This is a genomic window from Gordonia malaquae NBRC 108250 (assembly GCF_000344135.1).
Lineage (GTDB): Bacteria > Actinomycetota > Actinomycetes > Mycobacteriales > Mycobacteriaceae > Gordonia > Gordonia malaquae.
Genome location: NZ_BAOP01000038.1, coordinates 10,478 through 36,906 on the forward strand (window position 1 = coordinate 10,478; position 26,429 = coordinate 36,906).

The 26,429-nt window shown below is 64.7% G+C and carries 25 protein-coding genes and 1 pseudogene; 15 read left to right on the forward strand and 11 right to left on the reverse strand.

Annotated elements, in window-relative coordinates; translation table 11 throughout:
- Positions 1–13 precede the first annotated feature (13 nt).
- Genes GM1_RS18505 through GM1_RS18520 form a run of 4 tightly spaced genes read left to right on the forward strand, consistent with a single transcriptional unit; the run spans position 14 to position 7,692 of the window.
- Positions 14–988, forward strand: coding sequence for an NUDIX hydrolase (locus tag GM1_RS18505; protein ID WP_008381422.1), 975 nt, complete (start codon positions 14–16; stop codon positions 986–988).
- A complete protein-coding gene (locus GM1_RS18510; RefSeq protein WP_008381424.1) occupies positions 978–3,530 on the forward strand; it encodes a DUF6049 family protein in 2,553 nt (850 codons plus the stop codon). Before GM1_RS18505 ends, GM1_RS18510 begins: the two co-directional genes overlap by 11 nt.
- Positions 3,527–7,084 (forward strand): murein biosynthesis integral membrane protein MurJ, encoded by a 3,558-nt coding sequence (gene murJ, locus GM1_RS18515; protein ID WP_008381427.1) that lies wholly within the window; start codon positions 3,527–3,529, stop codon positions 7,082–7,084. Before GM1_RS18510 ends, murJ begins: the two co-directional genes overlap by 4 nt.
- A gap of 2 nt (positions 7,085–7,086) precedes the next feature.
- Positions 7,087–7,692: a DNA-3-methyladenine glycosylase I gene (locus GM1_RS18520; protein WP_008381430.1), complete on the forward strand. Its 606-nt coding sequence runs from the start codon at positions 7,087–7,089 to the stop codon at positions 7,690–7,692.
- A 7-nt stretch (positions 7,693–7,699) separates the two neighbouring features.
- Here GM1_RS18520 and GM1_RS18525 read toward each other — a convergent pair whose 3' ends face one another.
- Complete coding sequence (locus GM1_RS18525; protein ID WP_008381432.1) at positions 7,700–8,581, reverse strand: sterol desaturase family protein; 882 nt, start codon at positions 8,579–8,581, stop codon at positions 7,700–7,702.
- Positions 8,582–8,638: 57 nt separating this feature from the next.
- On the opposite strand from GM1_RS18525, the gene GM1_RS18530 reads away from it, so the two are divergent.
- Positions 8,639–9,334, forward strand: a complete 696-nt coding sequence (locus GM1_RS18530; protein ID WP_008381433.1) for a TetR/AcrR family transcriptional regulator — start codon at positions 8,639–8,641, stop codon at positions 9,332–9,334.
- Here GM1_RS18530 and GM1_RS18535 read toward each other — a convergent pair.
- Positions 9,321–9,641 (reverse strand): hypothetical protein, encoded by a 321-nt coding sequence (locus tag GM1_RS18535; RefSeq protein WP_040520678.1) that lies wholly within the window; start codon positions 9,639–9,641, stop codon positions 9,321–9,323. The two genes, GM1_RS18530 and GM1_RS18535, sit on opposite strands and share 14 nt — an antisense overlap.
- Positions 9,642–9,813: 172 nt before the next feature.
- On the opposite strand from GM1_RS18535, the gene sigM reads away from it, so the two are divergent.
- The 5 genes from sigM to GM1_RS18560 all read left to right on the forward strand — a co-directional run bounded on the left by sigM (position 9,814) and on the right by GM1_RS18560 (position 13,366).
- The gene (gene sigM / locus GM1_RS18540) at positions 9,814–10,374 is read left to right on the forward strand and encodes an RNA polymerase sigma factor SigM (RefSeq protein ID WP_008381435.1); all 561 of its coding nucleotides are present in this window, start codon (positions 9,814–9,816) and stop codon (positions 10,372–10,374) included.
- 114 nt (positions 10,375–10,488) lie between these two features.
- Positions 10,489–10,680 carry a hypothetical protein gene (locus GM1_RS18545; protein ID WP_008381436.1) on the forward strand — a complete coding sequence of 64 codons (192 nt, stop codon included), beginning with the start codon at positions 10,489–10,491 and terminating at the stop codon, positions 10,678–10,680.
- A 102-nt stretch (positions 10,681–10,782) separates the two neighbouring features.
- Positions 10,783–11,721 (forward strand): thioredoxin-disulfide reductase, encoded by a 939-nt coding sequence (trxB, locus tag GM1_RS18550; RefSeq protein WP_008381438.1) that lies wholly within the window; start codon positions 10,783–10,785, stop codon positions 11,719–11,721.
- Positions 11,722–11,753: 32 nt separating this feature from the next.
- Positions 11,754–12,083 carry a thioredoxin gene (gene trxA / locus GM1_RS18555; RefSeq protein WP_008381440.1) on the forward strand — a complete coding sequence of 110 codons (330 nt, stop codon included), beginning with the start codon at positions 11,754–11,756 and terminating at the stop codon, positions 12,081–12,083.
- Between the two features lie 134 nt (positions 12,084–12,217).
- The gene (locus tag GM1_RS18560) at positions 12,218–13,366 is read left to right on the forward strand and encodes an N-acetylmuramoyl-L-alanine amidase (RefSeq protein WP_008381442.1); all 1,149 of its coding nucleotides are present in this window, start codon (positions 12,218–12,220) and stop codon (positions 13,364–13,366) included.
- Between the two features lie 401 nt (positions 13,367–13,767).
- Here GM1_RS18560 and GM1_RS18565 read toward each other — a convergent pair whose 3' ends face one another.
- The 9 genes and pseudogenes from GM1_RS18565 to rpmH all read right to left on the reverse strand — a co-directional run bounded on the left by GM1_RS18565 (position 13,768) and on the right by rpmH (position 20,101).
- Complete coding sequence (locus GM1_RS18565) at positions 13,768–14,484, reverse strand: hypothetical protein (protein ID WP_008381443.1); 717 nt, start codon at positions 14,482–14,484, stop codon at positions 13,768–13,770.
- Between the two features lie 97 nt (positions 14,485–14,581).
- Positions 14,582–15,643, reverse strand: a complete 1,062-nt coding sequence (locus GM1_RS18570; protein ID WP_008381444.1) for a ParB/RepB/Spo0J family partition protein — start codon at positions 15,641–15,643, stop codon at positions 14,582–14,584.
- Positions 15,643–16,587: a ParA family protein gene (locus GM1_RS18575; protein ID WP_008381445.1), complete on the reverse strand. Its 945-nt coding sequence runs from the start codon at positions 16,585–16,587 to the stop codon at positions 15,643–15,645. The genes GM1_RS18570 and GM1_RS18575 overlap by 1 nt, the downstream gene beginning before the upstream one ends.
- Positions 16,588–16,648: 61 nt before the next feature.
- Positions 16,649–17,365 (reverse strand): 16S rRNA (guanine(527)-N(7))-methyltransferase RsmG, encoded by a 717-nt coding sequence (gene rsmG, locus GM1_RS18580; protein WP_008381446.1) that lies wholly within the window; start codon positions 17,363–17,365, stop codon positions 16,649–16,651.
- 134 nt (positions 17,366–17,499) lie between these two features.
- Positions 17,500–18,030, reverse strand: coding sequence for a Jag family protein (locus tag GM1_RS18585; RefSeq protein ID WP_008381447.1), 531 nt, complete (start codon positions 18,028–18,030; stop codon positions 17,500–17,502).
- Between the two features lie 51 nt (positions 18,031–18,081).
- Positions 18,082–19,212 (reverse strand): membrane protein insertase YidC, encoded by a 1,131-nt coding sequence (yidC, locus tag GM1_RS18590; protein ID WP_008381448.1) that lies wholly within the window; start codon positions 19,210–19,212, stop codon positions 18,082–18,084.
- A 61-nt stretch (positions 19,213–19,273) separates the two neighbouring features.
- Positions 19,274–19,519: pseudogene (gene yidD, locus GM1_RS18595) on the reverse strand (membrane protein insertion efficiency factor YidD); the annotation flags it as partial.
- Entirely contained in the window at positions 19,516–19,929 is a 414-nt protein-coding gene (rnpA, locus tag GM1_RS18600; protein ID WP_008381450.1) for a ribonuclease P protein component, read from the reverse strand. The pseudogene yidD and the gene rnpA, both read right to left, overlap by 4 nt.
- 28 nt (positions 19,930–19,957) lie before the next feature.
- Entirely contained in the window at positions 19,958–20,101 is a 144-nt protein-coding gene (gene rpmH / locus GM1_RS22085) for a 50S ribosomal protein L34 (RefSeq protein WP_006337454.1), read from the reverse strand.
- A 302-nt stretch (positions 20,102–20,403) separates the two neighbouring features.
- Between rpmH and dnaA the strand changes: the two genes are divergently transcribed.
- The 5 genes from dnaA to GM1_RS18625 all read left to right on the forward strand — a co-directional run bounded on the left by dnaA (position 20,404) and on the right by GM1_RS18625 (position 26,367).
- Positions 20,404–21,921, forward strand: coding sequence for a chromosomal replication initiator protein DnaA (gene dnaA / locus GM1_RS18605; protein ID WP_008381451.1), 1,518 nt, complete (start codon positions 20,404–20,406; stop codon positions 21,919–21,921).
- A 516-nt stretch (positions 21,922–22,437) separates the two neighbouring features.
- Complete coding sequence (dnaN, locus tag GM1_RS18610; RefSeq protein WP_008381452.1) at positions 22,438–23,640, forward strand: DNA polymerase III subunit beta; 1,203 nt, start codon at positions 22,438–22,440, stop codon at positions 23,638–23,640.
- 36 nt (positions 23,641–23,676) lie between these two features.
- Positions 23,677–24,591, forward strand: coding sequence for a phosphogluconate dehydrogenase (NAD(+)-dependent, decarboxylating) (gene gnd, locus GM1_RS18615; RefSeq protein WP_008381453.1), 915 nt, complete (start codon positions 23,677–23,679; stop codon positions 24,589–24,591).
- Between the two features lie 16 nt (positions 24,592–24,607).
- Positions 24,608–25,831 (forward strand): DNA replication/repair protein RecF, encoded by a 1,224-nt coding sequence (recF, locus tag GM1_RS18620; RefSeq protein WP_008381454.1) that lies wholly within the window; start codon positions 24,608–24,610, stop codon positions 25,829–25,831.
- Positions 25,828–26,367 (forward strand): DUF721 family protein, encoded by a 540-nt coding sequence (locus GM1_RS18625; protein ID WP_008381455.1) that lies wholly within the window; start codon positions 25,828–25,830, stop codon positions 26,365–26,367. Before recF ends, GM1_RS18625 begins: the two co-directional genes overlap by 4 nt.
- Positions 26,368–26,429 lie beyond the last annotated feature (62 nt).

Sequence of the window (26,429 nt, forward strand, 5' to 3'; positions counted from 1 at the left end):
CTAGCATCGGAGTGTGTCTGCCGAACCATCACTGCACCATACGGACGTCGCCTCCGACGCTCCGTCGGGCAGTGGTGCCGCAGACAAGGCGACGAGCGGCGGTCCGGATCAGCCACAGCGCAACCGTCGCAACCGTCGCGGTCGACGCCGCCGTGGACGCCGCTCCGGCAGGCCCGCCGATGCCGCCAAGGTCGATGAGGCGACTCAGGACGACCGATCGGCTGCTGACAGCACCCCGAAACCATCCGACCTCGCTGCGCGCTCCCGACGAGGCAACTCGTCCTCGTCGAACGCCGACAAGAACTCTCCCGCGTCGATGCCGCGCACCAAACGTCGCGGTGGACGCCGCGCACCCGAACCGGAACCGTCACCCAAACTGCGGACCGTCCGGGAGACGTCGGCGGGAGGTCTGGTGCTCGCCGACCTCGACGCGCCTTTCGACGACATGACGGCCGCACTCATCGGTCGGGTGGACCGCCGAGGCCGAACGATGTGGTCCCTGCCCAAGGGGCACATCGAGACCGGCGAGACGGCCGAGCAGACCGCCATGCGCGAGGTGGCCGAGGAGACGGGCATCTCCGGGACCATCGTCGCACCGCTGGGCAAGATCGACTACTGGTTCGTCAGTGAAGGCCGACGCATCCACAAGACCGTCCATCATTACCTTCTGCGGTTCACCGGCGGCGAACTCTCCGACGAGGACTACGAGGTGAGTGAGGTCGCGTGGGTGCCGCTCAGCGAATTGCCACGGAAGCTCACGTATTCTGACGAGCGACGTCTCGCCCGGATGGCCGAATCGGTGATCGCCGATCTCCGTAGCGACCCCAGCCGGTTGGCGCAGTCGGAGGCCTCCTGCATCCGTACCGAACCGAACGACTATGAGAAAGCCGCAGCCGCCCGCAATCAGCGCCGAAACGAACCGCCGCCCCCGGTCAAAGCCCGGCGGCGCAGGCGGCGACCGCGGCGCCCGGCCAACGGTGACTCGTAGCCGCGCGGGGCGCGGGGCGCGGCTGACGGCATTCGCCGCCGCAGTGTTCCTGATCGTCGGATTTGTTCTGGTCACCGGCGGCGTCGGGCCTGCCGCAGCCGAACCGGACGGCGGCCCCAACACTCACTACGCGTCTGTGGCCCTCACCGAGGTGACTCCGTCGACCGTCACCGGGAGCACGGGACACACGGTCACCGTGCGCGGAAGGGTGACCAACACCTTCGACCGTCCGATCCGCGACGTGATCGTCCGACTCCAGAGAGCGTCCGCCGCCACCTCGACGGATCTGCGCACAGTGCTCGACGCCGACCCGTCCGTCTACGAGACCTCGACGTCGTTCACAGACGTCGTCAAGGAACTCGCACCGCGGCAGAGCGCCGACTTCACCGTGTCGGTGCCGCTCTCGAACGGCGGGCTTGCGATCACGAAGGCGGGCGTCTACCCGCTGTTGGTCAATGTGAACGGAACCCCGGACTACGGCGGCCAGGCGCGCATCGCCGACTCCCGCACCCTGTTGCCCGTGTTGTCGCTTCCGGCAGACCGCACCCGGGCCCAACAGTGGACGGAGCCGGGGTCGGGCACCGACGTCGATCCTCTTCTGGGACGTGACGGATCCATCGCCGCGGACGACTCGAGCCCGACGGCGTTCACGTTCCTGTGGCCGTTGGCCGCACCTCCCCAGCAGGCCGCGGGAACCCTCGGCGGAGACACCGCCGACATGCGCCTCACCAGCGACGCCATGGCCGCTTCGCTCGAACCGGGCGGGCGACTGGGGCAGTCGTTGAAGGCGCTCGAGTCGATCGTCGGCGTCTCCGACAACGGTGACCCGAAACCGGCCGAGGCCGACGACCGCGTTCGCAGCGCCATCTGCATCGCCGTCGACCCCGACCTGCTCGTGACTGTGAAGGGGATGGCGTCGGGGTACGTCGTCACCGACGATCCGGCAGATCCGGCTGCATCCACCCGCAGCGGCGAAGGATCGTCGACTGCGAAGGCGTGGCTTCAGCGACTGTCCAAGGTCGCGTCATCGATGTGCGTGACGGCACTCCCGTACGCGCAGGCCGGCCTCGACTCACTGCACCGGATCTCCGACGCCGCACTGTCGGACGACGCGATCGCCGGTGGATACGACACCGTCGACGATCTGCTCGGAGTCACTTCGGTCCGCGGACTCACCGTGCCCGCGGTAGGTACGCTCACCGACCGAGGCCGCACCTTTCTGAACGGACGTGAGGGCTCAGGCGCGGCCGCAGTGGTCTCGACGTCCGTCGACCCCGGCCAGAGCGATCGCACCGGCTCATCGATCATCGGCCGATACCGTTCCGACGGATTCGCTCTCCAGACCTACGACGCCGGTGTCAGCAGTGCGCTCGGAGCCGTCGGCGCCCACGCGAGCGTGCCGTCGTACATTCCGGCGTGGCAGCGGGTCGACACGTCCGGCGAGTCGGACGTGTCGCGCAGGCAGACGGCCGCCGCTTCGCTCGCCCTGCCCATGCTCGACGTCCCGACCCGCACCGAAGGTGAGGGCCCGCCCGAGATCACCGAGGTGACAGGTCGCAGCGCGTTCACCGTGCCACCCGTGTACTGGTCGCCGACACCGGCCGACGCACGCGCCATCCTCGACACCGCCGGCCTGATGGTCGCCTCCGGGACAGCGAACCCGGTCCCGCTGAAGGACGTCGTGGCTGGACTGGCCGAGGCGAACTCGCGTGCCGATCTGGTCGTCCCCGGCGATGTTCCGCAGCTCGCTGCCAGCGGCTACCCGCTGTCGTCGAAAGACCTGACGACGGTACAGCGCGACCTCCGCCTCATCGGGCAGCTGGAGGACTCGTTCGCCACCGGTCACGATCTGCCGTTCACTCCCGACGAGTACCTCGATCCGCTTCGGCGCGATCTCCTGCGCGCGGTGTCCACTCCGGCGAGCACGGATCTCACCGTCTACCGAGTCGAACGGCCCCGACGCCTCACCGCGGTCGGCCTCACCCTCAGCCACATCAAACAGTCGGTGTCCCTGCTCGATCCGAGCGGGCGGTACACGCTCGCCTCCGAACGCAGTCCACTGCTGCTGGTGGTCCGCAACGACCTCGCACTGCCGATCAAGGTGCGCCTGGACATCACGGCACCGGACGAAATCAGCGTCGGCGACGTGGGTGTGGTCGAGATCCCGGCCCAGGGCACCCGGCAGTTGCAGCTGCCGACCCACGCGTCCAGCTCTCAGCCTGCGACTGTCCGGATCGCACTCGTCACCAGCAACGACGTTCCGCTGAGCACTCCGGTCGACTTGTCCATCTACGCGAACGCCTACGGCAAGCCGCTGTTCTACATCACGATCGCGGCCGGCGTCATCCTGATCCTGCTGACTGCGCGGCGCCTGTGGCACCGGTTCCGCGGCGAGCCCGACCCGGCCGATGAGGATCGGCCCGAACCCGACGAGCACGAACGTGAACTCGCCTCCGCCGGCTACCAGCAGCGTCTGGCCGCCGAGCGTGTCGTGACCGACACCCCGGAGCGCGAGAACCCCGACCCCGGAGAGCGTGCATGACGACCGAGCAGAAGCAAGCAGTCGACACCCCGTCCGACGAGAGCGTGATGCGGACCGGTGGGTCCATCGCGATCGCCACCCTGACGAGCCGCATCACCGGGTTCGTCCGCACGGTCCTCGTGCTGGCGATGCTCGGACCGGCGATCTCGTCGGCGTTCCAAGCCGCCTACGTCCTGCCGAACATGATCGCCGAAGTCGTGCTCGGCGCAGTGCTGACCGCCATCGTGATTCCCGTGCTGGTGCGCGCCGAGGCTGAGGACGACGACGGAGGCGTCGGGTTCATCAACCGCATCTTCACACTCACGCTCGTCGTGCTCGGTGCGGCGACACTCATCGCGCTCATCGCCGCACCGCTTCTCACCATGTTGAATGTGGGTGACGACGGCAAGGTCGATCGGTCCCTGACCACTGCACTCGCATATCTGCTGCTCCCGGAGATCCTGTTCTACGGCCTCTCTGCCCTGTTCATCGCGATCCTGAACATGAAGGGGATGTTCAAGCCCGGTGCGTGGGCACCGGTTCTGAACAACATCGTCCAGATCACGACGCTGGTTCTGTTCAAGCTGATGCCGGGCGAGCTCACCCTCAACCCGGCGCGGATGTCGGATCCCAAGCTGATCGTCCTGGGTGTCGGCACCACGCTCGGCGTTGTGATCCAGGCGGGCATTCTCCTGCCTTATCTGCGCAAGGCGGGCGTGAAGCTGAGCCTCAAGTGGGGCTTGGACGATCGTCTTCGCCGGTTCGGCAACATGGCGGTCGCGATCATCGGTTACGTCCTCGTGCTGCAGGTCGGCCTGGTGATCACCTACCGCATCGCGGCGCATGCATCCGATTCCGGCATCTCCGTCTACGCCACCCACTGGCAGCTCCTGCAGCTGCCGTACGGCGTGCTCGGCGTGACGATCCTGACTGCGATCATGCCTCGACTGTCCCGGAACGCCGCCGCCGACGACACCGCTGCTGTCGTCGACGACATGTCCCTCGCGACTCGACTCACGATGATCTCGCTGGTACCGGTCGTCGCGTTCATGACGTTCTTCGGGCCTGCCATCGGCATCGCGGTCTTCAACTTCGGGGAGTTCAACGCGCACACGGCGTCGCAACTGGGCTCGGTGCTCGCCTGGGGCGCCTTCACTCTCATCCCGTACGCGATGACCCTCGTACAGCTGCGAGTCTTCTACGCCCGTGAGGACGCCTGGACTCCCACCGCGATGGTCCTCGGCATCACCGTCGTCAAGGTCGCGGCGTCGTACCTCGGCCCGGTCCTCTTCGACGATCCGGAACTCGTCGTCCGGTGGTTGTCCCTCTCCAACGGCCTCGGGTACCTGGTCGGCGCGATTGTCGGCCACCTTCTGCTCAAGCGCACCCTCGGCGGGGCGGTGATGACCGATGTGGCGCGCTCGTCGCTGATCACGTTGGGGGTCTCCGTCGTGACCGCCGGAGCAGTGTGGGGGATCGCCGAAGTCACCGGCCTGCATCGCATGTCCACCGAGGCCGGCAAGATCGGGTCGGTCGCGTATCTCGCGATCACCGCGATCGTGGTGCTCGGTGTGGTCTATCTGATGTTGACGGCGCTCAAACTGCCCGACATGGTCGCGATCAGCAACACGGTGATGCGTCTGGTGGGCCGCTTCATCCCGAAGCTGGCACCTGCCCCCGAGCCGGAGGCGGATCGCGATTCGCACACGATGACGGTCCAGTTCCCGCGGATCTCGTCGGACGAATCATTCCCGTACGCTGGGCAAGTAGATGTCCGACGCCGCTTCGACCGTGGCACGGCCACGTGGCAGGAGTACTCCGCGTACTCCGGCGGGGCCGCGGGCGAGACGACCGTCATCCCTGTCATCCGTCCCGGACGTCCGGCGCGCCCGCCGATGCGCCCGGCCGCTGGGCCGACGCAGCCTCAACGCCCGCAAGGAGTTCAACCGATGTCCGCATCCGACTCGGACGACGACCGTCGTCCGTCGACGGAGCCGACACGGGCGATGATTCCGAAAGCCGATGTGCCCGCCCAACCGCGCGGGCCGAAGTTGGTGCCCGGTGCCGCCGTCGCGGGTGGACGTTACCGACTGCTCGAGCCGCAGGGCGGCACTCGCGGTCTGGCGTTCTGGCGCGCGAAGGACACCGGACTGGACCGCGAGGTCGGTCTGACGTTTGTCGATCCGCTGCAACAGGCTCCGCCGATCAATCCAGGCGATCGCGATCCGCAGGACGAGGGTCCACAGGCCATCCTTCACCGCACGCGGCGTCTCGGGCAGTTGCACACCGCGGGCGTGGCGCGCGTCCTCGACGTGGTGCGGAGCGCGTCCGGCGGCATCGTCGTCACCGAGTGGGTGAACGGCTCCACACTGGCCGAGGTCGCCGCGACCGCGCCGTCGGCCACGGGTGCCGCACGTGCAGTTCGGGCGCTCGCCGCAGGCGCCGAGGCCGCTCATCGTGCGGGCGCGGTGCTGTCCATCGACCACCCCGACCGCATTCGCATCAGCTCCGACGGCGACGCGGTGTTGGCGTTCCCCGCGATTCTGGCCGATGACGACAGGTCGTCTGACGTGCGTGGACTCGGCGCGGTCCTGTACGCGCTCCTACTGAACCGCTGGACGCTCGACGGCGAGACAGGCAAGGAACTGACGACCGCCGCCATCGCACGCGGCCTCGTCGGCGGCATGCGCCTCGCTGACCCCGATCCGCGGAATCCCGGGCAGCCGATAGCGCCGATGCAGGCTCGCCAGGAGATCCCGTTCGAGATCTCGGCGGTCGCTTCGCGTGCTCTCGAAGGCGACCGAGGCATCCGAACTGCCGCCACCGTGCAGCACGTTCTCGACCAGGCGACGGTCGTCGATCTGCAGACCGACATGCTGCCGCGAGTCGAGACGCGCATGCCTCCGGTGTCTGTCGCACCGATCAGCCGGACACGCAAGGAACGGTTGATGGGCGAAGGGCAGGCGGGAAAGCGGAACGTCGCACTGCTCGCGGGCGGCGCCTTGTTCATCCTGTTCGTCATCGTGGCGGTCATCGTCGCCGCAACCAACATGTTCGCCTCGCCCGACGACGAGAACGACCTCGACTCGTTCCTGCCGAACTCGTCGTCGAGTGCGTCGCAGACGCCCGGCACAGACGGCGGATCACCGTTGTCTGTCGCTACCGTCACTCTGCTGGATGTGTCGGATCAGGACCCGGACTCGTCGAGCAACATCACGAACGTGCTCACCGGTGCATCGCCGGCGTGGAAGACCGACAACTATCGCGGTGCCCAGTTCGCCGGCCTCAAAGACGGCCTCGGTCTGATGTTCCGGCTGAAGGCCCCGGGACCGGTCAAGTCCGTCACCATCGAGACGACGACGCCCGGCTTCAGTGTCGAGCTGCGCACGGCATCCCGCAGGCCCTCATCACTCGACGCGACGACCGAGGTCGGGAGCGGAACGGTCGACGCCAAGAAGGTGACGTTGAAGGTCGGGTCCCCGTCGAGCTCCGGTTACTTCATCGTGTGGTTGACGTCGCTCCCGGAGAACGGCAGCGGGTATCAGGCAGTCATCAACCGCGTCACCCTGCGCTGACGATGGACGACGGCGCGGTTCTCTGCGACGACGGGCTGCTCCGCACCCCGTGGGGCGCAGTGCCCGGCATGATGCGCGAGTACTACGACACCGAGTGGGGCCTCCCGGTGGTCGGGGAGAACGCCTACTTCGAGCGGCTGTCGCTGGAGGGATTTCAGGCAGGACTGTCATGGGCGACGATCCTCCGCAAACGTCCCGCGTTCCGCGAAGTGTTTGCCGACTTCGACGTCGACACGGTCGCAGCCTTCGGGCCCGACGTCGTCGACTCGCTGCTGTCGGATGCTCGGATCGTCCGCAATCGGGCCAAGATCGAAGCCACCATCGGTAACGCGCAGGCCACCGTCGGCTTGCGCGACGAGGGAGGGCTCGAAGCCTTCCTGTGGTCGTTCAAACCCGCGCAGACACCGTGCCCCGTTCGGATGAGTGAGGTCCCAACGACGTCCAACGAATCAGTGAGAATGTCGAAAGCTTTGCGCAAGAAGGGGTTTCGGTTCGTCGGTCCGACAACCATGTACGCACTGATGGAAGCTGTCGGCATTGTCGACACACATCTCGTCGACTCGCACCGCCGAGGCGCGTCCGGGGTCTGGCCCGTGCCGGCTTCCTGAGCCGAGACTAGGACGACGTCGCCGTCGGCACCCATCCCGGTGGTCCGAGGACGTATCCGAGCTTGTCGCGCAGGGTCGGGGCCGACCGGACGTCGCGCGCGATCGCGGCGTATTCGTAGGTCTGCAGAGTCCAGACGTTGTAGGTGTCGACCGGCTTGGTGAGTCCGTAGTGGGGACGGTGGAGTTCCGGTTGGAACGATCCGAACCACCGATCGAAGATGATGAACACCCCTCCGTAGTTGCGGTCGAGGTACTCGGCGTCGCTGCCGTGATGCACGCGGTGGTGCGACGGTGTGTTCATGACGTACTCGAACGGCCGCCACATGCGATCGATGTGCTCGGTGTGCACCCAGAACTGGTAGATCAGGTTCACCGCGTACGTCCCGAACACCACCGCGGGCGGAATGCCGAGCGCGGGGAGCGGAAGCCAGATGATCAGGCTCATCGTCGGATTCCACTTCTGCCGCAGTGCGGTCGCGAAGTTGTAGTACTCACTGGAGTGATGCGCCTGGTGCGTCGCCCAGACCAGGCGCACCCGATGTGCGATCCGATGCTGCCAGTAGTAGAGGAAGTCGACGGCGACGAACCCGATCACCCACGTGTACCAACCCGTGATCGGCAGCTGCCACGGTGCGACGTAGGCGAACAGCGCCGTGTAGACGGCCAACGCGACGATCTTGCCGAGAGCCGATGTGCCTATCGACACCAGACCCATCACCAGGGATGCCTTGGTGTCCGCTGCCGCGTACGCTCCCTTGCCGGGCCTGCCGTCGTCGTCGACGTCGGACAGTTTGGCGGCTGCTAACAACTCGAGGCCCAGCATCAGCGCGAAGAACGGGATCGCGAGCACTGTCGGTTCGCGCATCGCCTCGGGCAGGGAACTCCACATTTGTGGAACGATAACGAGTCAGTTCTGCCCGGTCCACTGTGGAATATGATTGGCACGATGAGCAGCACTGTCGGCGGACGCACGTACGGTGGGATGACAGCCGAGGATCGACTCGTTCAACGTCGAGAGTCCCTGATCGGGGCCGGGCTGGAGCTGTTCGGGACGCAGGGGTATCCGAAAGTCTCCGTGAAGCGGATCTGTGACGACGCCGGACTCACCCAGCGGTACTTCTACGAGTCGTTCCCCGATCGCGCGGCTCTGCTGGCCGAAGTGTACTCGCGGTGTGTTGACACGGCCCGTCACGCGACAGTCGCTGCTGCGGCGAGCGTCTTCACCGAGGCGGGCATCAGTGGGGGAGCGATACCGCCCGAGCTGATCCCGCGGGTCACCACCGAAGCCCTCGGAGCCATGATCCGGTGTCTGGCCGACGACCCCAGACGCGCTCGGATCATGATGATCGAAGTCGTCGGAGTGAGTCCAGAACTGGAGAAGCTCCGACTGACGGCGATTCACGAATGGGCGTCACTCATCGTCGGCATAGCCGTCGGCGACGATGCTCCGACCTCGCACCAACGCATGGCTGCGATCGGGCTCGTCGGTGCACTCACTCAATTGCTCGTCGAATGGCAGATGGCCGTCACCGATCCGATCACCCCCGAGATGGGACCGGAGCTCTTCGAAGTGGAAGCGATCCATGCCGTGATGACCGACATGTTCACATCCACCTACGAACGGATCTTCACGCCTTCGTGATCCATTGCGTGCGGATCCTGTCGGCCACCGCCTCCGCGTCCGGCACCACGAACAGAACTTCGGACCCGTCGCTCAGCGTCACGCACAAGCGATCCTGCTTGCCACCACTCCAGAACTTGCCCGTGCCCGGCGCCGTCCCGATCGCCGACGCGTATCGATGCTGGACAGCGAAGCGCGCGCCCTGCGTCCGCTTGCCCTTCGGCTCGAACACGATGTGAGTCTTCGTCAGCTCGAGCCGACCGGGTACAGCGACCATCCCCGCCGATCGGGCAGCAGTCCACGTCGCCAACGGCTGATCTTCGGTCATGGGTCGAGGATACCGATGTGGAGTGGTCGCGATCCTGGACCGACCACCACGTTGTGAACCCGCGACCTGGTTGTCCACAGATTCGACCCAAACATGCAGCAGAATCCGCGTGTTATCCACAACTACCTAGAAACCGCTGAATCGGACTGTCGATCTGCCTAGTCTCATTCGCATGACTCGGGGGACGATCGATTCGCGCAGCGACTACCAGTTGGTACAGGACCACGCCCGCGGCGAGGCCTCGGCATTCCACGAACTGATCGCACGCCATCAGAACAAACTGTGGGCCGTCGCATTGCGCACCACGGGAAACCACGACGACGCGTCCGACGCACTACAGGAGGCGTTACTGTCGATCCACACTCGGGCCGACAGTTTCCGCAACGACTGCAGCGTGTCGAGTTGGATGCACCGCATCGTCCTGAACGCGTCTCTCGATCGACTGCGACGCGTCAAGCACCACAGTGCCTCCCTGTTGTTCGAGGACGACGAGACTCTCATCGATCCCCAGGACCACAACGCCGACATCGACTTGTCCGTGTCGATCGGCCGGGCACTGGACGTCCTCCCTGCCGAACAGCGCGCGGTGATCGTGCTCGTCGACGTGTACGGGCACAGCGTCTGCGAGGCGTCACGATTGCTGGGCGTGCCCGAAGGCACGGTGAAGAGCCGGTGCAACCGGGCCCGCAAGAAGCTCGCCCTGGTGCTGGGTCATCTGCGAGACGATGAATGACAGATACCGGCGACACGCCCGGCATGCTCGTAGATGGAACCGAAGTCCGGGTTACATGCGTCTAACTGGTGAAGGGACCGAACAATCAACGTGAGGGCAGGCGGACAGATTCTGATGGAACACAACGGAGCGGTACGACGACCACTGGACGTCCCCGACTCCGAACCGACCGACAGCCCGACATTCACCGCCGCGGTCGACGCGACGATCGCCGACCTCCGCTCGCTGAGGGAGGAAGAGATGCCGGTGCCTGACGATGTCCAGGCCCGGATCCGAGAGACCATCGCAAGCCTGACCCACCGCTGAACCCGAACACCCCGGCCCGCCGGGAACATCAGCCCATATCCTTGTGTTGAACGTTGAGCCGCGCGAAAAGCACGCGCTCTACAAACGCGACACGGAGGATAGATGAGCGACACCGACAACCAGATCCACGAACTGATCATCGTGGGTTCGGGACCCGCCGGCTACACGGCTGCGATCTACGCGGCACGCGCTGAGCTGTCGCCCGTCGTCTTCGAGGGCGTGTCGTTCGGCGGCGCTCTGATGACCACCACCGAGGTCGAGAACTTCCCCGGTTTCCAGAAGGGCATCCAGGGGCCCGAGCTCATGGATGAGATGCGGGAGCAGGCCATCCGTTTCGGCGCCGACCTTCGCATCGAAGAGGTCGACACCATGCGCCTCGAGGGCGACATCAAAGAGGTCGAGGTCGGGGGAGAGGTGTACCGCGCACGCGCCGTGATCCTCGCGATGGGTGCTGCCGCACGCTACCTCGGAGTCCCCGGGGAGCAAGAGCTGCTCGGCCGCGGAGTCTCGTCGTGTGCAACGTGTGACGGCTTCTTCTTCAAGGAGCAGGACATCGTGGTGGTCGGCGGAGGCGACTCCGCCATGGAGGAGGCCACCTTCCTCACCAAGTTCGCCCGCAAGGTCAGCCTCATCCACCGTCGCGAAGAGTTCCGCTCGTCGAAGATCATGCTCGAGCGTGCTCGCGAGAACGACAAGATCGAATTCGTGACGAACACCGCCGTCTCCGCAGTCAAGGGCGACGGCTCCGTGTCTGAGCTCGAGCTCGTCGACACGGTCACCGGCGAGACCCGCACTCTGGCCGCCACCGGAATGTTTGTCGCCATCGGGCACGATCCCCGCAGCGAACTCGTCCGCGGACAGGTCGACCTCGACGACGATGGTTATGTGAAGGTCGACGGCCGTTCCACGTACACCAACATCCCCGGCGTGTTCGCCTGCGGCGACCTCGTCGACCACACCTACCGCCAGGCGATCACCGCCGCCGGCAGCGGCTGCTCGGCCGCCATCGACGCTGAGCGCTGGCTCGCCGAGCACGCCTGACAGTCCACCACTGATAACTAAGGAGCACTCCCATGGCAGTTCACACCGTTGATGTCACCGACGCCACGTTCGCGTCCGACGTCCTGGAATCGAACAAGCCCGTCCTCGTCGACTTCTGGGCCACCTGGTGCGGACCCTGCAAGATGGTCGCTCCCGTCCTCGATGAGATCGCCCGTGACAACGGCGAGAAGATCACCGTCGCCAAGATCGACATCGACGCCAACCCCGGAGTCGCCCGCGACTTCCAGATCATGTCGATCCCGACCATGATTCTGTTCGAGAACGGCAAGCCCACCAAGACCATTCAGGGCGCCAAGCCGAAGGCTGCGATCCTGCGGGAGCTCGCCCCCGTCCTCGAGTGACCATCGGGTCTCAATAGCCGACTTCATTTGTCGGCACCACCGGAGACCTGAGAGAATAGAGCGGTGCAGTGACGGCCGCCGATCTGCACAAGATCGGCGGCCGTCACCCTTTTGCGAGAGAAGTGGGGTTCTCCATGCCGGTATTGCGTCTGGGCGACCATGGCTCGGCAGTAGCCGAAGTCAGGGCGATCTTGGCATCACGGGGATTGCTCCCCGCCGCCCCGACAGCAGCGCCGAGCAACGAGCGAAGCCCGTGGTCGCCACCAGAGGCTGTGTTCGACGCCGCCTGTGATCGGGCAGTCCGTGCGTTCCAGCAAGAGCGTGGACTCATCGTCGACGGCATCGTCGGACACGCCACGTACAACGCACTCAGGGAAGCGTCGTACACATTGGGCAGTCGAGTCCTGCTGTACCGTCTCTCGGCCCCGATGACGGGCGACGACGTCGCAACCCTCCAGTCGCGATTGCAGAACCTCGGCTACTACCACGGGCTGGTCGACGGAGTCTTCGGCGATGTCACCCACAACTCCGTCGGCCTGTACCAAACCGAATACGGCCTCTCCTCCGATGGAATCTGCGGCCCCGAGACGCTTCGCTCTCTCAATCGTCTCGGCACCCGCATCACCGGCGGTTCCCCACATGCCATCCGGGAAGAGGAGCACGTGCGACGCTCGGGTCCCCAGCTCACCGGTAAGCGAATCCTGATCGACCCGGGCGCCACCGATGACTCGGACGCAGCGATCCTGTGGGACCTCGCATCGCGTCTGGAAGGTCGCATGTCGGCTGCGGGCATGGAGACCTTCCTGTCGCACGACGGCAAGTCCTCACCCGATGACGATGAGCGTGCCCGTGTCGCCAATCTCGCCGATGTCGATCTGATGATCTCGCTTCGTGCCGGCCACTACGCCAACGACAATGCCAACGGCGTCGCGACGTTCTACTTCGGCAACACCCACGGTTCGTTCTCGACCATCGGCCGCAACCTGGCCAGCTACATTCAGCGCGAGCTCGTTGCGCGCACCGACTTCCTCGACTGCCGCACCCACGAGCGCACGTGGAACATCCTCCGACTCACGCGCATGCCTGTCGTCCTCGTGGAGGCCGGCTACATCACCAATCCGCACGACGCTGCGATCCTTTCCGACGCCGCTGCGCGCGACACGATCGCCGAGGCTGTGCTCGTCGCGGTGAAGCGTCTCTACCTCCTTGGCGAGAATGATCGCCCGACAGGCACGTACACCTTTGCCGACCTCCTCGAGGCAGAGCGAATCACACCGATGTAGTTCATTTTGTTTCCCGTGAAACAACGGCCCGGCTGATTTCAGCCGGGCCGCTTTCGTATCTGTTCGTTGCTGTTCCCTCTCCTGCTTGTTGGCCGAGCGTCACATCTCTGCTCGTTGAGCGAGCGAAGCGAGTCGAAGCGTCCCACAACAACAGCGCTCGGAAGACGGCGGTTCAGCAGGCTGAAGGGCAACGCTTGCCCTACGAGCTGGAGGCAACGCGTGAGGAAGTGCGGCAGCCGTGAAACGAGCAGAAGAAGTGACGCTCGCGGTCAACACTCTGCCTTTCACGACCGCTCGATGCCACTGAACCCTGTCGGACCGGTGCTTGACTCCTACTCGAGCAATGCAGCGCCGCTTGATTCACGTGAAACATTCGCCCATCGAGGGCGGTCGCGTACAGATCAGCAGACGGGGGAGGGGAGGGGCGATGGGGCCGACAGGCTGATGTCGGCTTCAAGAACGAGCTTCTCAAGGGCACGTTCGACTGCTGATTTCCAGCCGAGGCCTTCGTCGAGCTCAAGCCGCAAGCGCGGGAGATACAGATCGGGCGCCACGACCTCGAATCCCGCGTCGAGTAAGAATAACGTCGGCATCAGACAGAGTTGGCAAGTATCCGATGCCATACCGCTGCCCAGCATCAGGCCGACGAGATCCTGCTCAAGGGGTTCACGATCTCCACTGAAACCGAACGCCTCAATCGCTCGGACACCGCGTCGTACGACATCGCTCACGACGGCGTCAACCAGAGTGTGTAGCGCGTCATCGAACCCCGGCTCCACGCGCACGGTGGTCAGCAGCACGGCATCGGATCCGACGGGTCCGGTGGGGAACCGTCGAGCCCGCGGCACACGATTCGGGGGAGCGTACAGTGCCGTGCCGACGACATTGCCCGTCGTCGACTCGACCGCCACTTGACCGCACGTACCCCATTCCAGGAGCAGTCCCGAGATCCACGCTTCTTTGTCGAACTCGCTTTCCAGCGTTCCACGTGAAACTGATGAGGATGGATCTAGCGTCTCGCCGTCGCCCTGAACCATCTCCCAGAACACGCAACGGCGTGTATGCGCCGGCAACGAATGGAACATCTCGAGTTCCAGAGGCGTCACTGACACGCTCATCGCTGCTCCAATCCGGCATGTTCTGGAAGTCCTGTCACTGTGACGTTTTGGACTAGTGCACCCGTACCACCGCTGGTAAAACGGGTATTTCGGTCATCTACTGGGAGTCTGTGTTCTCCGCAATCACGGTGACAATCCGCTCCAGATCATCAACGGAACCGAACTCGATGACGACCTTTCCCTTCCGCTTGCTCAGGCTCACCGTCACCTTGGTGTCGAGACGGTCCGACAACCGATCGGCGACGTCTTGAAGACCGGGCATCTGCATCTGCTGACGCTTACGCGGAGTGGCCGTCGGCACCTCACCATCGTGGTTGGCGAGAGTCACCGCCTCCTCGGTCGCACGAACGGACAACCCCTCGGCGACAATGCGGGCAGCCAGCGCCTCCTGAGCGTCGGCGCCCGTCTCCAGAGAGAGAAGGGCGCGAGCGTGACCTGCCGACAGAACGCCCGCTGCTACCCGTCGCTGAACCGGTATCGGGAGCTTCAGCAGACGGATCATGTTGGTGATCACTGGACGTGAACGTCCGAGCCTATTGGCCAGTTCTTCGTGCGTCACGTCGAACTCTTCGAGCAGCTGCTGATACGCGGCCGCCTCTTCCAAAGGATTCAGCTGGGCACGATGGATGTTCTCCAAGAGCGCGTCGCGCAGCATGTCGCCGTCAGGTGTCTGCCGAACGATAGCCGGAATGGCCTCGAGGCCTACGCTGGTGCCTGCACGCCACCGACGCTCGCCCATGATGAGCTGATACTTGACACCCGCTGCGGTGGGGGAGGGGAGCTCCCGCACCACGATCGGCTGCATCAGACCGAACTCTCGGATCGAATGCTCGAGCTCCGCCAACGCCTCTTCGTCGAACACAGTTCGCGGCTGGTGGGGATTCGGCTGGATCTGCGACGGCGGGATCTCACGGTAGACGGCACCCAGATCGTCACTGTCCGACGCGGTCGCAGATGTGTCCGCAAACGGATCCGTAGACACTGCCGAACCCGGGCGTGGAACCACACCGGACCCGCCACCGATAACCACGTCAGCGGCCGCTGCACCCATCCGGGTGGTGTTCGTCCCGTGGCCCTCTTCAGTCGGTCCAGTCGGAATCAGTGCGGCCAGCCCACGTCCGAGCCCGCCACGACGCTGCGCGTCACGCTGCTGTGCCATTACGCCAGACCTCCTTCGACCGCTGCGCGCTGTGCGAGTTCGCGGGACGCGTCCAAGTAACTCATTGATCCACGTGAACCCGGATCGTACTCGATGATCGTCATCCCGAAGCCCGGAGCTTCCGACACCTTCACGCTCCGGGGGATAATCGTCGACAGCACCTTGTCACCGAAGTGTCCGCGGACTTCAGCGGCCACCTGATCGGCCAGCTTGGTGCGTCCGTCGTACATCGTGAGAAGGATCGTCGAGACGTGCAGTTCTTTGTTGAGGTGCGCCTGGACGAGTTCGATGTTCCGTAGCAACTGGCCGACTCCTTCCAGCGCGTAGTACTCGCACTGGATTGGAATCAGGACTTCGCGTGCCGCCACCATCGCGTTCACGGTCAACAGACCGAGCGAAGGAGGGCAATCGATCAGGACGTAGTCGATGCCGAGCTCAGCCAACACGTCGTGATCCAACGCGTTGCGGAGTCGACTCTCACGAGCGACCACGGACACCAGCTCGATCTCTGCACCCGCAAGGTCCAAGGTGGACGGCACACAGTAGAGCCGTTCGTTGGCGGGAGAACGCTGAATGGCGTCGCGCAGCGACACGTCGTCGAGCAGCATCTCGTACACCGAGGCGATGCCAGGCTGACGATGATCGATGCCTAGGGCAGTGCTGGCGTTGCCCTGCGGATCGAGGTCGATCACAAGCACACCGAGTCCGTGGATCGCGAGGCCTGCGGCGAGGTTCACGGCCGACGTGGTCTTACCGACGCCGCCCTTCTGATTCGCAACGGTCATGATCCGCGGACGTGCCGGGCGGGGGAGGGTACCGGTGCCACCGGGGGTCAGCACCTGACTGGCGCGCTCGGCAGCTGCGGCGATCGGAGTATCCCCGTACGGCTGCGCCTGGGGAACGGACGGCGTTTCACGTGAAACAGAGGGTTCGTAGTGGGGCACCCCGGAGCTCCTTTTGTCGTTGCTTCCATTGTGCGCCCTGCGTCGAAAGGACACCAATTCTCTATCGCTTCCGCTTCGCACGACGCGCGGCTCGGCGTGCAGCAGCGATGTCACTCGCGAGCTCCACCCTAGTTCCGGTGAGTAGAGTCGTCGGTTCGTCCAGTACATCTACTCCGCATTGAGACACCCTCAGATCAGCGAGCCCAGCCTTTCGAACTGCGTCACGATCTCGTTCGATCTCGTCCACGACCGAGCGACCCTTCAATGCCACCAGACTGCCGCCGACCTTGATCAACGGCGCCGACCAACCGGCGAGACGAGCAAGGGGAGCGACTGCTCGAGACGTCACGATGTCTGCGGTGCCGACCGTGGACACGATCGCCTTCTCTTCTGCACGACCGCGGACCACCGTCACGTTGTCGAGCCCGAGCTCCGCAACCACTTCGTCCAAGAATGTCGTTCGGCGAAGGAGCGGCTCGATCAAAGTAATCGACACGTGACGTTTCGCGATGGCAAGGGGAATGCCCGGCAATCCCGCGCCCGATCCGATGTCGAACACCGTCGAACCATCGTCGATCACCTCTCCGAGCACACCGCAGTTCAGGATGTGTCGGGTCCACAGCCGCGACACTTCACTCGGTCCGATCAGCCCGCGAAGGACGCCTTCTTCCGTGAGCATTCGAGCGTAGCCCTCGGCCAGATCGAGTCGGTCACCGAAGACCTCAGTCGCGCTCGCCGGTGTCGGCTCACAGTCGATCGCCGCTTGTTCGTCTGTCATCTGTCCCCGTTCGCTACTTCCGCGTTTCACGTGAAACACGGTGAATCACATGCATGTCATTCTCCCCTGTGAAACGAGAGAAGTCCCGGCCGGGTGGCCGGGACTTCTCGATGCTCATGGGGGAGGGGAGTGGATCACTCCTTGATGACGACGACGCGCCGCTTCGGCTCCGCCCCTTCACTCTCACTGTAGACACCATCGACGGCGGCCACGGCATCGTGAACGATCTTCCGTTCAAACGGGGTCATCGGATCGAGCGACTCACGACCCCCGGCGTCACCGTCCCGCACGCGCTCGGCGACCTCGGTGCCCAGTCGGGCAAGACGATCACGACGGTCGGCCCGCCAGCGACCGACGTCGAGCATCAGTCGGCTGCGGTCGCCCGTCGCCTGCTGCACCGCGAGACGGGTCAGCTCCTGAAGTGCGTCCAGCACTTCGCCGTCGCGACCGACCAACTTCGACAGATCCTTGCCTCCGTCGATGCTGACGATCGCACGATCACCGTCGACGTCGAGATCGATGTCGCCGTCGAAGTCGAGCACGTCGAGCAGCTGCTCGAGGTAGTCGCCCGCGATCTCGCCTTCTTCGACCAAACGGTCTTCTTCGTCGACCTCCTCGACGTCCACATCGGGCTCGACGGGCGCCTGCACAGCGTCTCCAGTCATGGTTGTACCTCTATCTGTCTTGACGAAAAAGTTCTGGTGGGGCGAAGCGGCTCAGCGCTTGCGGCCCTGCTTGTTCTTCTTGTTGCGCTTGTTGCCGGCCTGCTTGGCGCCGCCGGGCTTGTTCGCGGGGCGCTGGCCGGGAGCAGGCTTCTTCGGCGCCTCGTCAACGACGGTCTCCGTCTTCTTCGTGAGATCGGTCTTCTTCTCGACCTCGACTGTCTCGTCGACGACATGTTTCGTCTTGGCACCGGGCTTCGCACCGGGCTTCGGGGCGTTGGCCTTGTTGCGCTCTTCCTTGGCGAGCTTGGCCTCTTCCTCTTCTTTCGCCATACGGCCGAACACGATGTGCTGCTGGGCGTAGGTCCAGAGGTTGTTGCTTACCCAGTAGATGAGGATGGCGACGGGGAAGAACGGACCGGTCACGAGGATGCCCAGCGGGAAGACGTACAGCGCGAGCTTGTTCATGATGCGCGTCTGCGGGTTGTCGGCAGCCTCAGCTGTCTGACGTGCGACCGAGGCGCGGGAGTTCATGTGCGTCGCGATCGAGGCGACGATCATCAGCGGAACGACGACAAAGGCGATCTGCCAGCGTGTGAAGTCAATGGCGCCGCCGGGTTCGACGAACGCCTTGAACTGCTCCACCGGCTCGGTGATGTACGACGACAGCGGAACACCGAACAGGCGAGCATCAAGGAAGTTCGCGACCTGATCGGGGCTGAACGCATAGTTCCCGATCGAGCGGGTCTCCTCAGCGGTCATAGCGTGGCTCGGTGCACCGAACGGCATCGCGGTTCCGGCGCCCATGCGGTTGAACGAGCGGAGGACGTGGAACAGACCGATGAACACGGGGATCTGCATGAACATCGGGAGGCAGCCGAGGAGCGGGTTGAAGCCGTGCTCCTTCTGGAGCTTCTGCATCTCCTCGGTCATCTTGACCCGGTCGTTGGCGTACTTCTTGCGAATCGCCTGCATCTGCGGGTTGATTTCCTGCATCTGCTTCGTCGTGCGGATCTGCTTGACGAACGGCTTGTACAGGATCGCACGGAGCGAGAAGACCAGGAAGACCACCGACAGCGCCCATGCGACGCCGTCGCCGCCGGGAGTGTTCGGTGTCAGGTGGTCGAACAGCCAGTGCCAGACCCACATGATCCAGGACACCGGGTAGTAGATGAAGTTGAGCACGGCTCAATGACCCCTATCTGATGACGACGCCGCGGCGTCGCTGGTGGAAAGCGTGGAGGGGACCGTTCTCCGGCACCGGGTCGTAACCGGGCTTGTGCCATGGTCCGCATTTGAGCAGTCGCCAGACCGACAGCACTGAACCCCAAAAGAATCCGTGCTTGGTCAAGGCTTCAACTGCGTAGCCACTGCACGTCGGCTCGAACCGACACGTGGGCATGCGAGTGGGAGAGATCCAAGTCCGGTACAGCTCGACCACGAAGATCAGCGACCGTCGAGGGAGCGAGTACAGACTGCGAAAGAACGTCATGAGGAAGAACCTGCCCGCGCGAACGCCTTCTGCGCCTTCGGGTGGGCGAATCCAGCCCGGAGTTGAGCAGCGAGTTCATCGGTCGACCGGGTCGCGATCGACGGGAACGCACGGAGGACGACAAATGTCTCCGGGTTCTCGAGCTCAGGACGGATCTGGGCGAAGGCGTGCCGAAGACGCCGAGCGACGCGATGACGGACGACGGCGTTGCCGACCTTCTTCGAGACGATCAGCCCGAGCCAGGGCCCACCGTGAAGCGCGACATCGGCCCGCAGACCGGTGGAGTCCGGCCACTGGGCGCCGACAGGCGCGAGATGAATCACCAGATCACGCGCCGAAACCCGCACACCGGAACCCAGTGTGCGGGTGAAGTCGGATCTCGTGGAGATCCGCCTGGAGTCGGCAGTCACCGATCAGCGCGATCGGAGGCGCGCCGAATCAGGCGGTCAGCTTGGCGCGGCCCTTGGAACGACGGCCGTTCACGATGGCGCGGCCGGCGCGGGTACGCATGCGCAGACGGAAACCGTGCACACGAGCGCGACGACGGTTGTTGGGCTGGAAAGTACGCTTCCCCTTAGCCACTGGGTACTCCTCGGGTCGAAACTGCAGGTGGTCCTCGGCCCATGCCCACCTGCGCGGTCTCATCCCACAAGGAATGACCAGCAAGCGTGCTTGGGCGACCCTCCGAGACTACTCAGAGCCGCCTCCCGAATCAAACCGCTCCCCACCAGGCTCGATCCGTCCCCGTGGAATTACAGCCTTGGGATTTGTTCACAGGTTTGTCCACAGATGTGGACAACTGTGTGGAGAAGTTCGCATCGGCGTCGGCGTTCATGGCACGCTTTAACCCTGTGCCTGTGGACAAACCAGTGAGGGGGCGAGGGATGCCGAGCGATCGGGAATCGTTCAACGATGTGTGGGGCAAGGTCGTCGCTGAACTGACCGATGGAACGGGACCCCAAGGTGCGCAGCCGCTTTCGCGCATGCAAAAGGCCTGGCTGTCGTTGGTTCAGCCGTTGACGATGACCGAGGGCTTTGCACTGCTCGCCGTCCCGACACCACTTGTTCAGGAGCAGATCGAGCGCGATCTGCGCGACCTGATCCGCGCCACCTTGAACCGTCATCTCGACCAGACTGTGGATATCGCGGTCCGCGTCGCCGAACCGCAAGAGGTCGCGCCGGCGCCTGTGGAGACCATGGGGACAACCTCTCCCGTCACACCAGTAACACCAGTGACCGATGCCACACCGTCAGGTCAGTTCGCGTCGCTCAATTACGACGATCAACCGACTCAAGGCCCACATCCCGGGCCTCGTGAGTGGACCACCTACTTCTCTGATCGCGACGTCGCTACGCCCGCGGAGAGCAGCACCACTTCGCTGCATCCGCGGTACACCTTTGACACTTTTGTCATCGGCGCGTCGAACCGCTTCGCGCATGCATCCGCGGTGGCCGTCGCCGAGAACCCGGCTCGGGCGTACAACCCCCTGTTCATCTGGGGTGAGTCCGGTCTGGGCAAGACCCACCTTCTTCATGCGGCAGGCCACTACGCTCAGCGGCTGTACCCGGGCATGCGCGTGAAGTACGTGTCGACCGAAGAGTTCACGAACGACTTCATCAACTCGCTGCGTGACGACCGTCGTGCCGTGTTCAAGCGGCGCTACCGCGACATCGACATGCTGCTCATCGACGACATCCAGTTCCTGGAGGGTCGCGAGGGCATCCAGGAGGAGTTCTTCCACACGTTCAACACGCTGCACAACGCGAACAAGCAGATCGTGGTGTCGTCGGACCGTCCGCCGAAGCAGCTGGCCACGCTCGAAGACCGACTCCGCACCCGATTCGAGTGGGGCCTGATCACCGACGTCCAGCCGCCGGATCTCGAGACGCGGATCGCGATCCTTCGCAAGAAGGCGCAGATGGACAAGCTTGCAGCGCCGGACGACGTACTCGAGCTCATCGCCTCGAAGATCGAACGCAACATCCGCGAACTCGAAGGCGCCCTGATCAGGGTGACGGCGTTCGCATCGCTGCAGAACGCCGAACTCGACCGTTCTCTGGCCGAAGTGGTTCTCAAGGCGCTCATGCCCGACGACGGGTCGATCGAGATCAGCGCCGCCAGCATTCTCGCGATCTCCGCGGAGTATTTCGACATCTCGATCGAGGATCTGCGCGGGCCCAGCAAGGTCCGCAACGTGACCCAGGCCAGACAGATCGCCATGTATCTGTGCCGTGAGCTCACCGATCTGTCGTTGCCGAAGATCGGCGAGGCGTTCGACCGCGATCACACGACCGTCATGCACGCGGTCAAGAAGATCAACAAGGAGATGCCCGAGCGGCCGAAGGTCTATGACCACGTCCAGGAACTCACCGCGCGTGTGAAGCAGCGCGCGAACCGTTGACCCTCAAGTGACCCACCAGAGTTGTCGCCAGTCGCCCCGGCACGTGTTCCCGTGTGTCGTCACCGGCGTGTCGCTCCTACAAAACCCCAGGTGCGCTTCGCCGACACCCTGTGGACAACTTGGTGACCACTGGCCGGAAAGTTGTGCACAGGAGTTGTGCACACTGTGGATAAATATCGGCGTCCACAGGGGCACAGATTTGTCCACAGGCGCCGTCCTTTCCGGTTCCACACGGCTAGGCACCGCATGACCTGCGATTACGACGGTTGTCCACAGATTTCACAGGCCCTACTACTACTTAGAATTTCTTTCTAGAGATCTTCCTTTAAAAGTAGGAGTGTGGATGCACAGCTCCACCGACTCCCGACCCGTCGCCGGGGTGCCCCAAATCCCACGGGTGTTGCGACCACCCACGGTGGTCGCTCTAAAGTGGGATTCATCGCGGCACTTGACGTGCCACCGGGCTTCGCACAACCGTGCTCCAGGGCCGAACCAGCAGAAGGGCAATCACCGCTGATGAAGTTTCGTGTCGTGCGTGACGAGTTCGCCGACGCCGTCGCGTGGGTCGCCAGGAGCCTGCCGTCTCGTCCGCCCGTGCCGGTTCTCGGCTGTGTGGTCCTGACCGCGGGCGACGACGGCCTGCGTGTGTCCGGCTTCGACTACGAGGTCTCGGCAACACAGACGATCTCCGCTGAGGTCGCCGAATCCGGAAAGTCGCTGGTCTCGGGCAGACTGCTCGCCGACATCACCAAAGCGCTCCCGCACAAGCCCGTCGATGTGACCATCGACGGGAGCCGGGTCGCGATCTCGTGCGGCAGCTCCAAGTTCTCGCTTCCGACGATGCCCGTAGAGGATTACCCCGATCTGCCGGACGTACCGGAGACCACGGGAACCGTCCCGGCAGAGTTGTTCGCCGAAGCCGTCTCCCAGGTGGCCGTCGCCGCAGGCCGCGACGACACGCTGCCGATGCTCACGGGTGTTCGTGTCGAGATCGAGGGCGACAAGGTCGTCCTCGCGGCCACCGACAGGTTCCGCCTCGCGGTCCGCGAACTGCAGTGGGCCCCAGCGGAATCCGGTGCGTCCGGTGCTGCGCTGGTCCCGGCGAAGACACTGTCCGAAGCGGCCAAGTCGGCCGGCTCGGATGCGACGGGAAGTGTCGAGCTCGCTTTCGGCTCGGTCCACGCGATCGGCTCCGACGGCATCCTCGGCATCACGAACAACGCGAAGAAGACCACCACTCGACTCCTCGACGCCGAGTTCCCGAAGTTTCGTCAGCTGTTCCCGGCAGGCCACACATCGGTCGCCACCGTCGAGAGCGCCCCGCTGATCGAGGCCATCAAGCGTGTGGCGCTGGTCGCCGAGCGCGGTGCGCAGGTCCGGATGGACTTCAGTCGTGACGCGGTCATGTTGACCGCAGGCGGCGACGAAGCCGGCAAGGCCGAAGAAGAGTTGCCCGTCTCGTTCTACGGCGAGCCGATCATCATCGCGTTCAACCCGACGTACCTGCTCGACGGCCTCGCAGCCATCGGCTCCTCGATCGTCGAGTTCGGATTCACCAACCCCGAGCCGGACGGCAGCGGACAGCGTCGCGCCGCCGTGCGTCCCGCAGTGCTGCGGCCCGCGTCGGGCGACGATCCTTCCGCGGACGAGTCCGGTCTGTATACAGCCCCGGACAGCGAGTTCAGCTACCTGCTCATGCCGGTCCGCCTGCCGGGCTGACCTGCACACTCACCACGCCTGAAAGAGGATCTCACCATGCAGCTCGGACTTGTCGGCCTCGGCAAAATGGGTGACAACATGCGGGCCCGCGTCAAGGCCGCAGGCCACGACGTGGTCGGCTACGACCCCCGTCCGGAAGTCTCCGACGTCGCCGACCTCGCCGGTCTCGTCGAAGCGCTCGAGGCGCCCCGCGTCGTGTGGTTGATGGTCCCGCACGGAGAGGTGACGCGTAACTCGGTCACCGAGCTCGCAGGCCTGCTCGAGCCCGGCGACGTGGTGATCGACGGCGGCAACTCGCGTTTCACCGACGACCAGCCGCACGCCGAACTCCTCGCCGTGAAGGGGATCGGTTACCTCGACTGCGGCGTCTCCGGCGGCGTGTGGGGACGCGACAACGGCTACGCACTGATGGTCGGCGGCAGCAAGGACGACGTCGCGAAGGTCATGCCGATCTTCGACGCGCTGCGTCCTGAGGGACCGCGGGAGAACGGCTTCGTGCACGTCGGACCCGTCGGTGCAGGTCACTACGCAAAAATGGTGCACAACGGCATCGAGTACGGCCTGATGCACGCCTACGCCGAGGGATACGAGCTCCTCGACGCGGAGCCGCTCATCGAAGACGTCACCGGCACGCTCCGCGCCTGGACACAGGGCACAGTCGTCCGTTCGTGGCTCCTGGACCTGCTGGTTCGTGCACTCGACGAGGATCCGGGCCTGTCCGAGATCTCCGACTACACCACTGACTCCGGCGAAGGCCGCTGGACCGTCGAAGAGGCGATCCGCCATTCGGTCCCCGCGAACGTCATCTCCGCCGCACTCTTCGCGCGCTTCGCGTCGCGTCAGGAGACGTCGCCGGCTCTGAAAGCGGTGTCGGCACTGCGCAACCAGTTCGGTGGACACGCCATGCGTGACGGTTCGGGCGCCAGCGTGGGCGAGACGTCCAAGCACTGAGGATTACGGATCACCGGTGTTCGTCCGGGAACTGAGTCTGCGCGACTATCGGTCGTGGCCGGCAGCGGAGTTCACCCTTGCTCCGGAGACGACGGTGTTCGTCGGTCGAAACGGATTCGGAAAGACGAATCTGCTCGAGTCGCTGTTCTACGTCTCGACACTCCGATCACACCGGGTGTCTGCTGATGCGCCGCTGGTCAGATCGGGATGTGAGGCTGCGAAAGTGTCGGTGACCGTCGAGAACGACGGCCGTGAACTGACCGTCGACCTGACGATCGCGGCGTCAGGCGCGAACAAGGCGGCGATCAACACACGTCCGGTACGGCGCACACGGGAAGTCCTCGGGATTCTGCGGACCGTGTTGTTCGCGCCGGAGGACCTGTCGTTGGTGCGGGGGGATCCGGGGGAGCGGCGCCGATTCGTCGACGAACTCGTGGCGCAACTCCGGCCGATCGCCGCGGGCGCCAAGGCCGACTACGACCGTGTCCTCCGTCAACGATCGGCGTTGTTGAAGACCGCGGGCGCAGCGATGCGTCGCGGCGAGACCGATTCGGTGTTGAGCACTCTCGACGTCTGGGACGGTCACCTCGCCGAGCTCGGAGCACAGGTCACGGCGGCGCGATTGGCCGTCGTCCGACAGATCGCACCCCATGTGACCGGCGGATACGCGTCGATCGCACCGCACTCGCGACCGGCGACCATCGCCTATCGATCCGCTGCCGGGCTCGAAGTCGACGCCTCCGACGGCGGCGACGAGGCGATTCCGCACATCCGTGACGTGCTCGCCGACCGCCTGGTGCAGATGCGCTCGAAGGAGATAGACCGGGGCCTGTGCCTGGTGGGTCCGCATCGGGATGACGTCGAACTGGTCCTCGGCGACGAACCGGCGAAGGGATTCGCCAGCCACGGGGAGTCGTGGTCGTTCGCCCTCGCACTGCGGCTGGCCAGCGTGGAACTGCTCCGCGACGATGGAGTGGACCCGGTGATCATGCTCGACGACGTGTTCGCCGAACTCGACGTCCGACGCCGCGAGAAGCTCGCCGAGTTCACCGCGGGCACCGAGCAACTGCTTGTCACAGCCGCCGTCGCGGACGACATCCCGGCGTCGGTCGGTGGCAGACGGGTCACGATCGGGGTGTCCGACGACGACGGACCGCGTCATTCGTTGGTCGTCGACGACGATTCGATGAGGGACGATTCACTGGTGGACGAGCCGAGCGGGGAGGTGCCGTCGGAATGACTGAGGACGATCCGCTCGCCGGGCGCAGCGGGTACGAGATGGCGCGCAAGGCGCTTGAAGACGCGCGCGCGGAGGCGAAGGCTGCAGGAAAGTCGGTCGGCATGGGGCGATCTGCGCCGATGCGTCCGCGTCGTTCCGGCGACCGGTCACGTCGTTCCTGGTCAGGCGCCGGACCGGACTCGCGCGATCCCCAACCGCTCGGCAGGCTCACCGGCAAGATCGCGAAGTCACGAGGCTGGGAGCCGAAGGTCGCCGAAGGCACGGTGTTCGGCATGTGGCCGACGATCGTGGGCGAGGACATCGCGTCGCACGCGACGCCGGAACGCATGGCCGACGGTGTCCTGCACATTCGTGCGGAGTCGACGGCGTGGGCGACGCAGCTGCGATACATGCAGGGGCAGATCATCGCGAAGATCGCCGCCGCCATCGGACACGGCGTGGTCAAGAGCCTGCGGATCGTCGGACCGCAGGCGCCGTCGTGGCGAAAAGGTCCCCGTCACGTATCCGGTCGGGGACCGCGCGACACGTACGGCTGATCGCCGATTCAACGCGCCGGAAGCGTTTTGAACGTCAACGGACTCGATGCAATCACTGATCG

Coding starts and splice junctions, on each gene's coding strand:
- gnd (WP_008381453.1), top strand. CDS start 23,677: ATGCAGCTCGGACTTGTCGGCCTCGGCAAAATGGGTGACAACATGCGG.
- trxB (WP_008381438.1), top strand. CDS start 10,783: ATGAGCGACACCGACAACCAGATCCACGAACTGATCATCGTGGGTTCG.
- GM1_RS18570 (WP_008381444.1), bottom strand. CDS start 15,643: ATGGCACAGCAGCGTGACGCGCAGCGTCGTGGCGGGCTCGGACGTGGG.
- GM1_RS18565 (WP_008381443.1), bottom strand. CDS start 14,484: ATGAGCGTGTCAGTGACGCCTCTGGAACTCGAGATGTTCCATTCGTTG.
- murJ (WP_008381427.1), top strand. CDS start 3,527: ATGACGACCGAGCAGAAGCAAGCAGTCGACACCCCGTCCGACGAGAGC.
- dnaA (WP_008381451.1), top strand. CDS start 20,404: ATGCCGAGCGATCGGGAATCGTTCAACGATGTGTGGGGCAAGGTCGTC.
- dnaN (WP_008381452.1), top strand. CDS start 22,438: ATGAAGTTTCGTGTCGTGCGTGACGAGTTCGCCGACGCCGTCGCGTGG.
- GM1_RS18625 (WP_008381455.1), top strand. CDS start 25,828: ATGACTGAGGACGATCCGCTCGCCGGGCGCAGCGGGTACGAGATGGCG.
- GM1_RS18525 (WP_008381432.1), bottom strand. CDS start 8,581: ATGTGGAGTTCCCTGCCCGAGGCGATGCGCGAACCGACAGTGCTCGCG.
- rsmG (WP_008381446.1), bottom strand. CDS start 17,365: ATGACAGACGAACAAGCGGCGATCGACTGTGAGCCGACACCGGCGAGC.
- sigM (WP_008381435.1), top strand. CDS start 9,814: ATGACTCGGGGGACGATCGATTCGCGCAGCGACTACCAGTTGGTACAG.
- GM1_RS18545 (WP_008381436.1), top strand. CDS start 10,489: ATGGAACACAACGGAGCGGTACGACGACCACTGGACGTCCCCGACTCC.
- trxA (WP_008381440.1), top strand. CDS start 11,754: ATGGCAGTTCACACCGTTGATGTCACCGACGCCACGTTCGCGTCCGAC.
- GM1_RS18585 (WP_008381447.1), bottom strand. CDS start 18,030: ATGACTGGAGACGCTGTGCAGGCGCCCGTCGAGCCCGATGTGGACGTC.
- GM1_RS18530 (WP_008381433.1), top strand. CDS start 8,639: ATGAGCAGCACTGTCGGCGGACGCACGTACGGTGGGATGACAGCCGAG.
- GM1_RS18535 (WP_040520678.1), bottom strand. CDS start 9,641: ATGACCGAAGATCAGCCGTTGGCGACGTGGACTGCTGCCCGATCGGCG.
- GM1_RS18520 (WP_008381430.1), top strand. CDS start 7,087: ATGGACGACGGCGCGGTTCTCTGCGACGACGGGCTGCTCCGCACCCCG.
- GM1_RS18560 (WP_008381442.1), top strand. CDS start 12,218: ATGCCGGTATTGCGTCTGGGCGACCATGGCTCGGCAGTAGCCGAAGTC.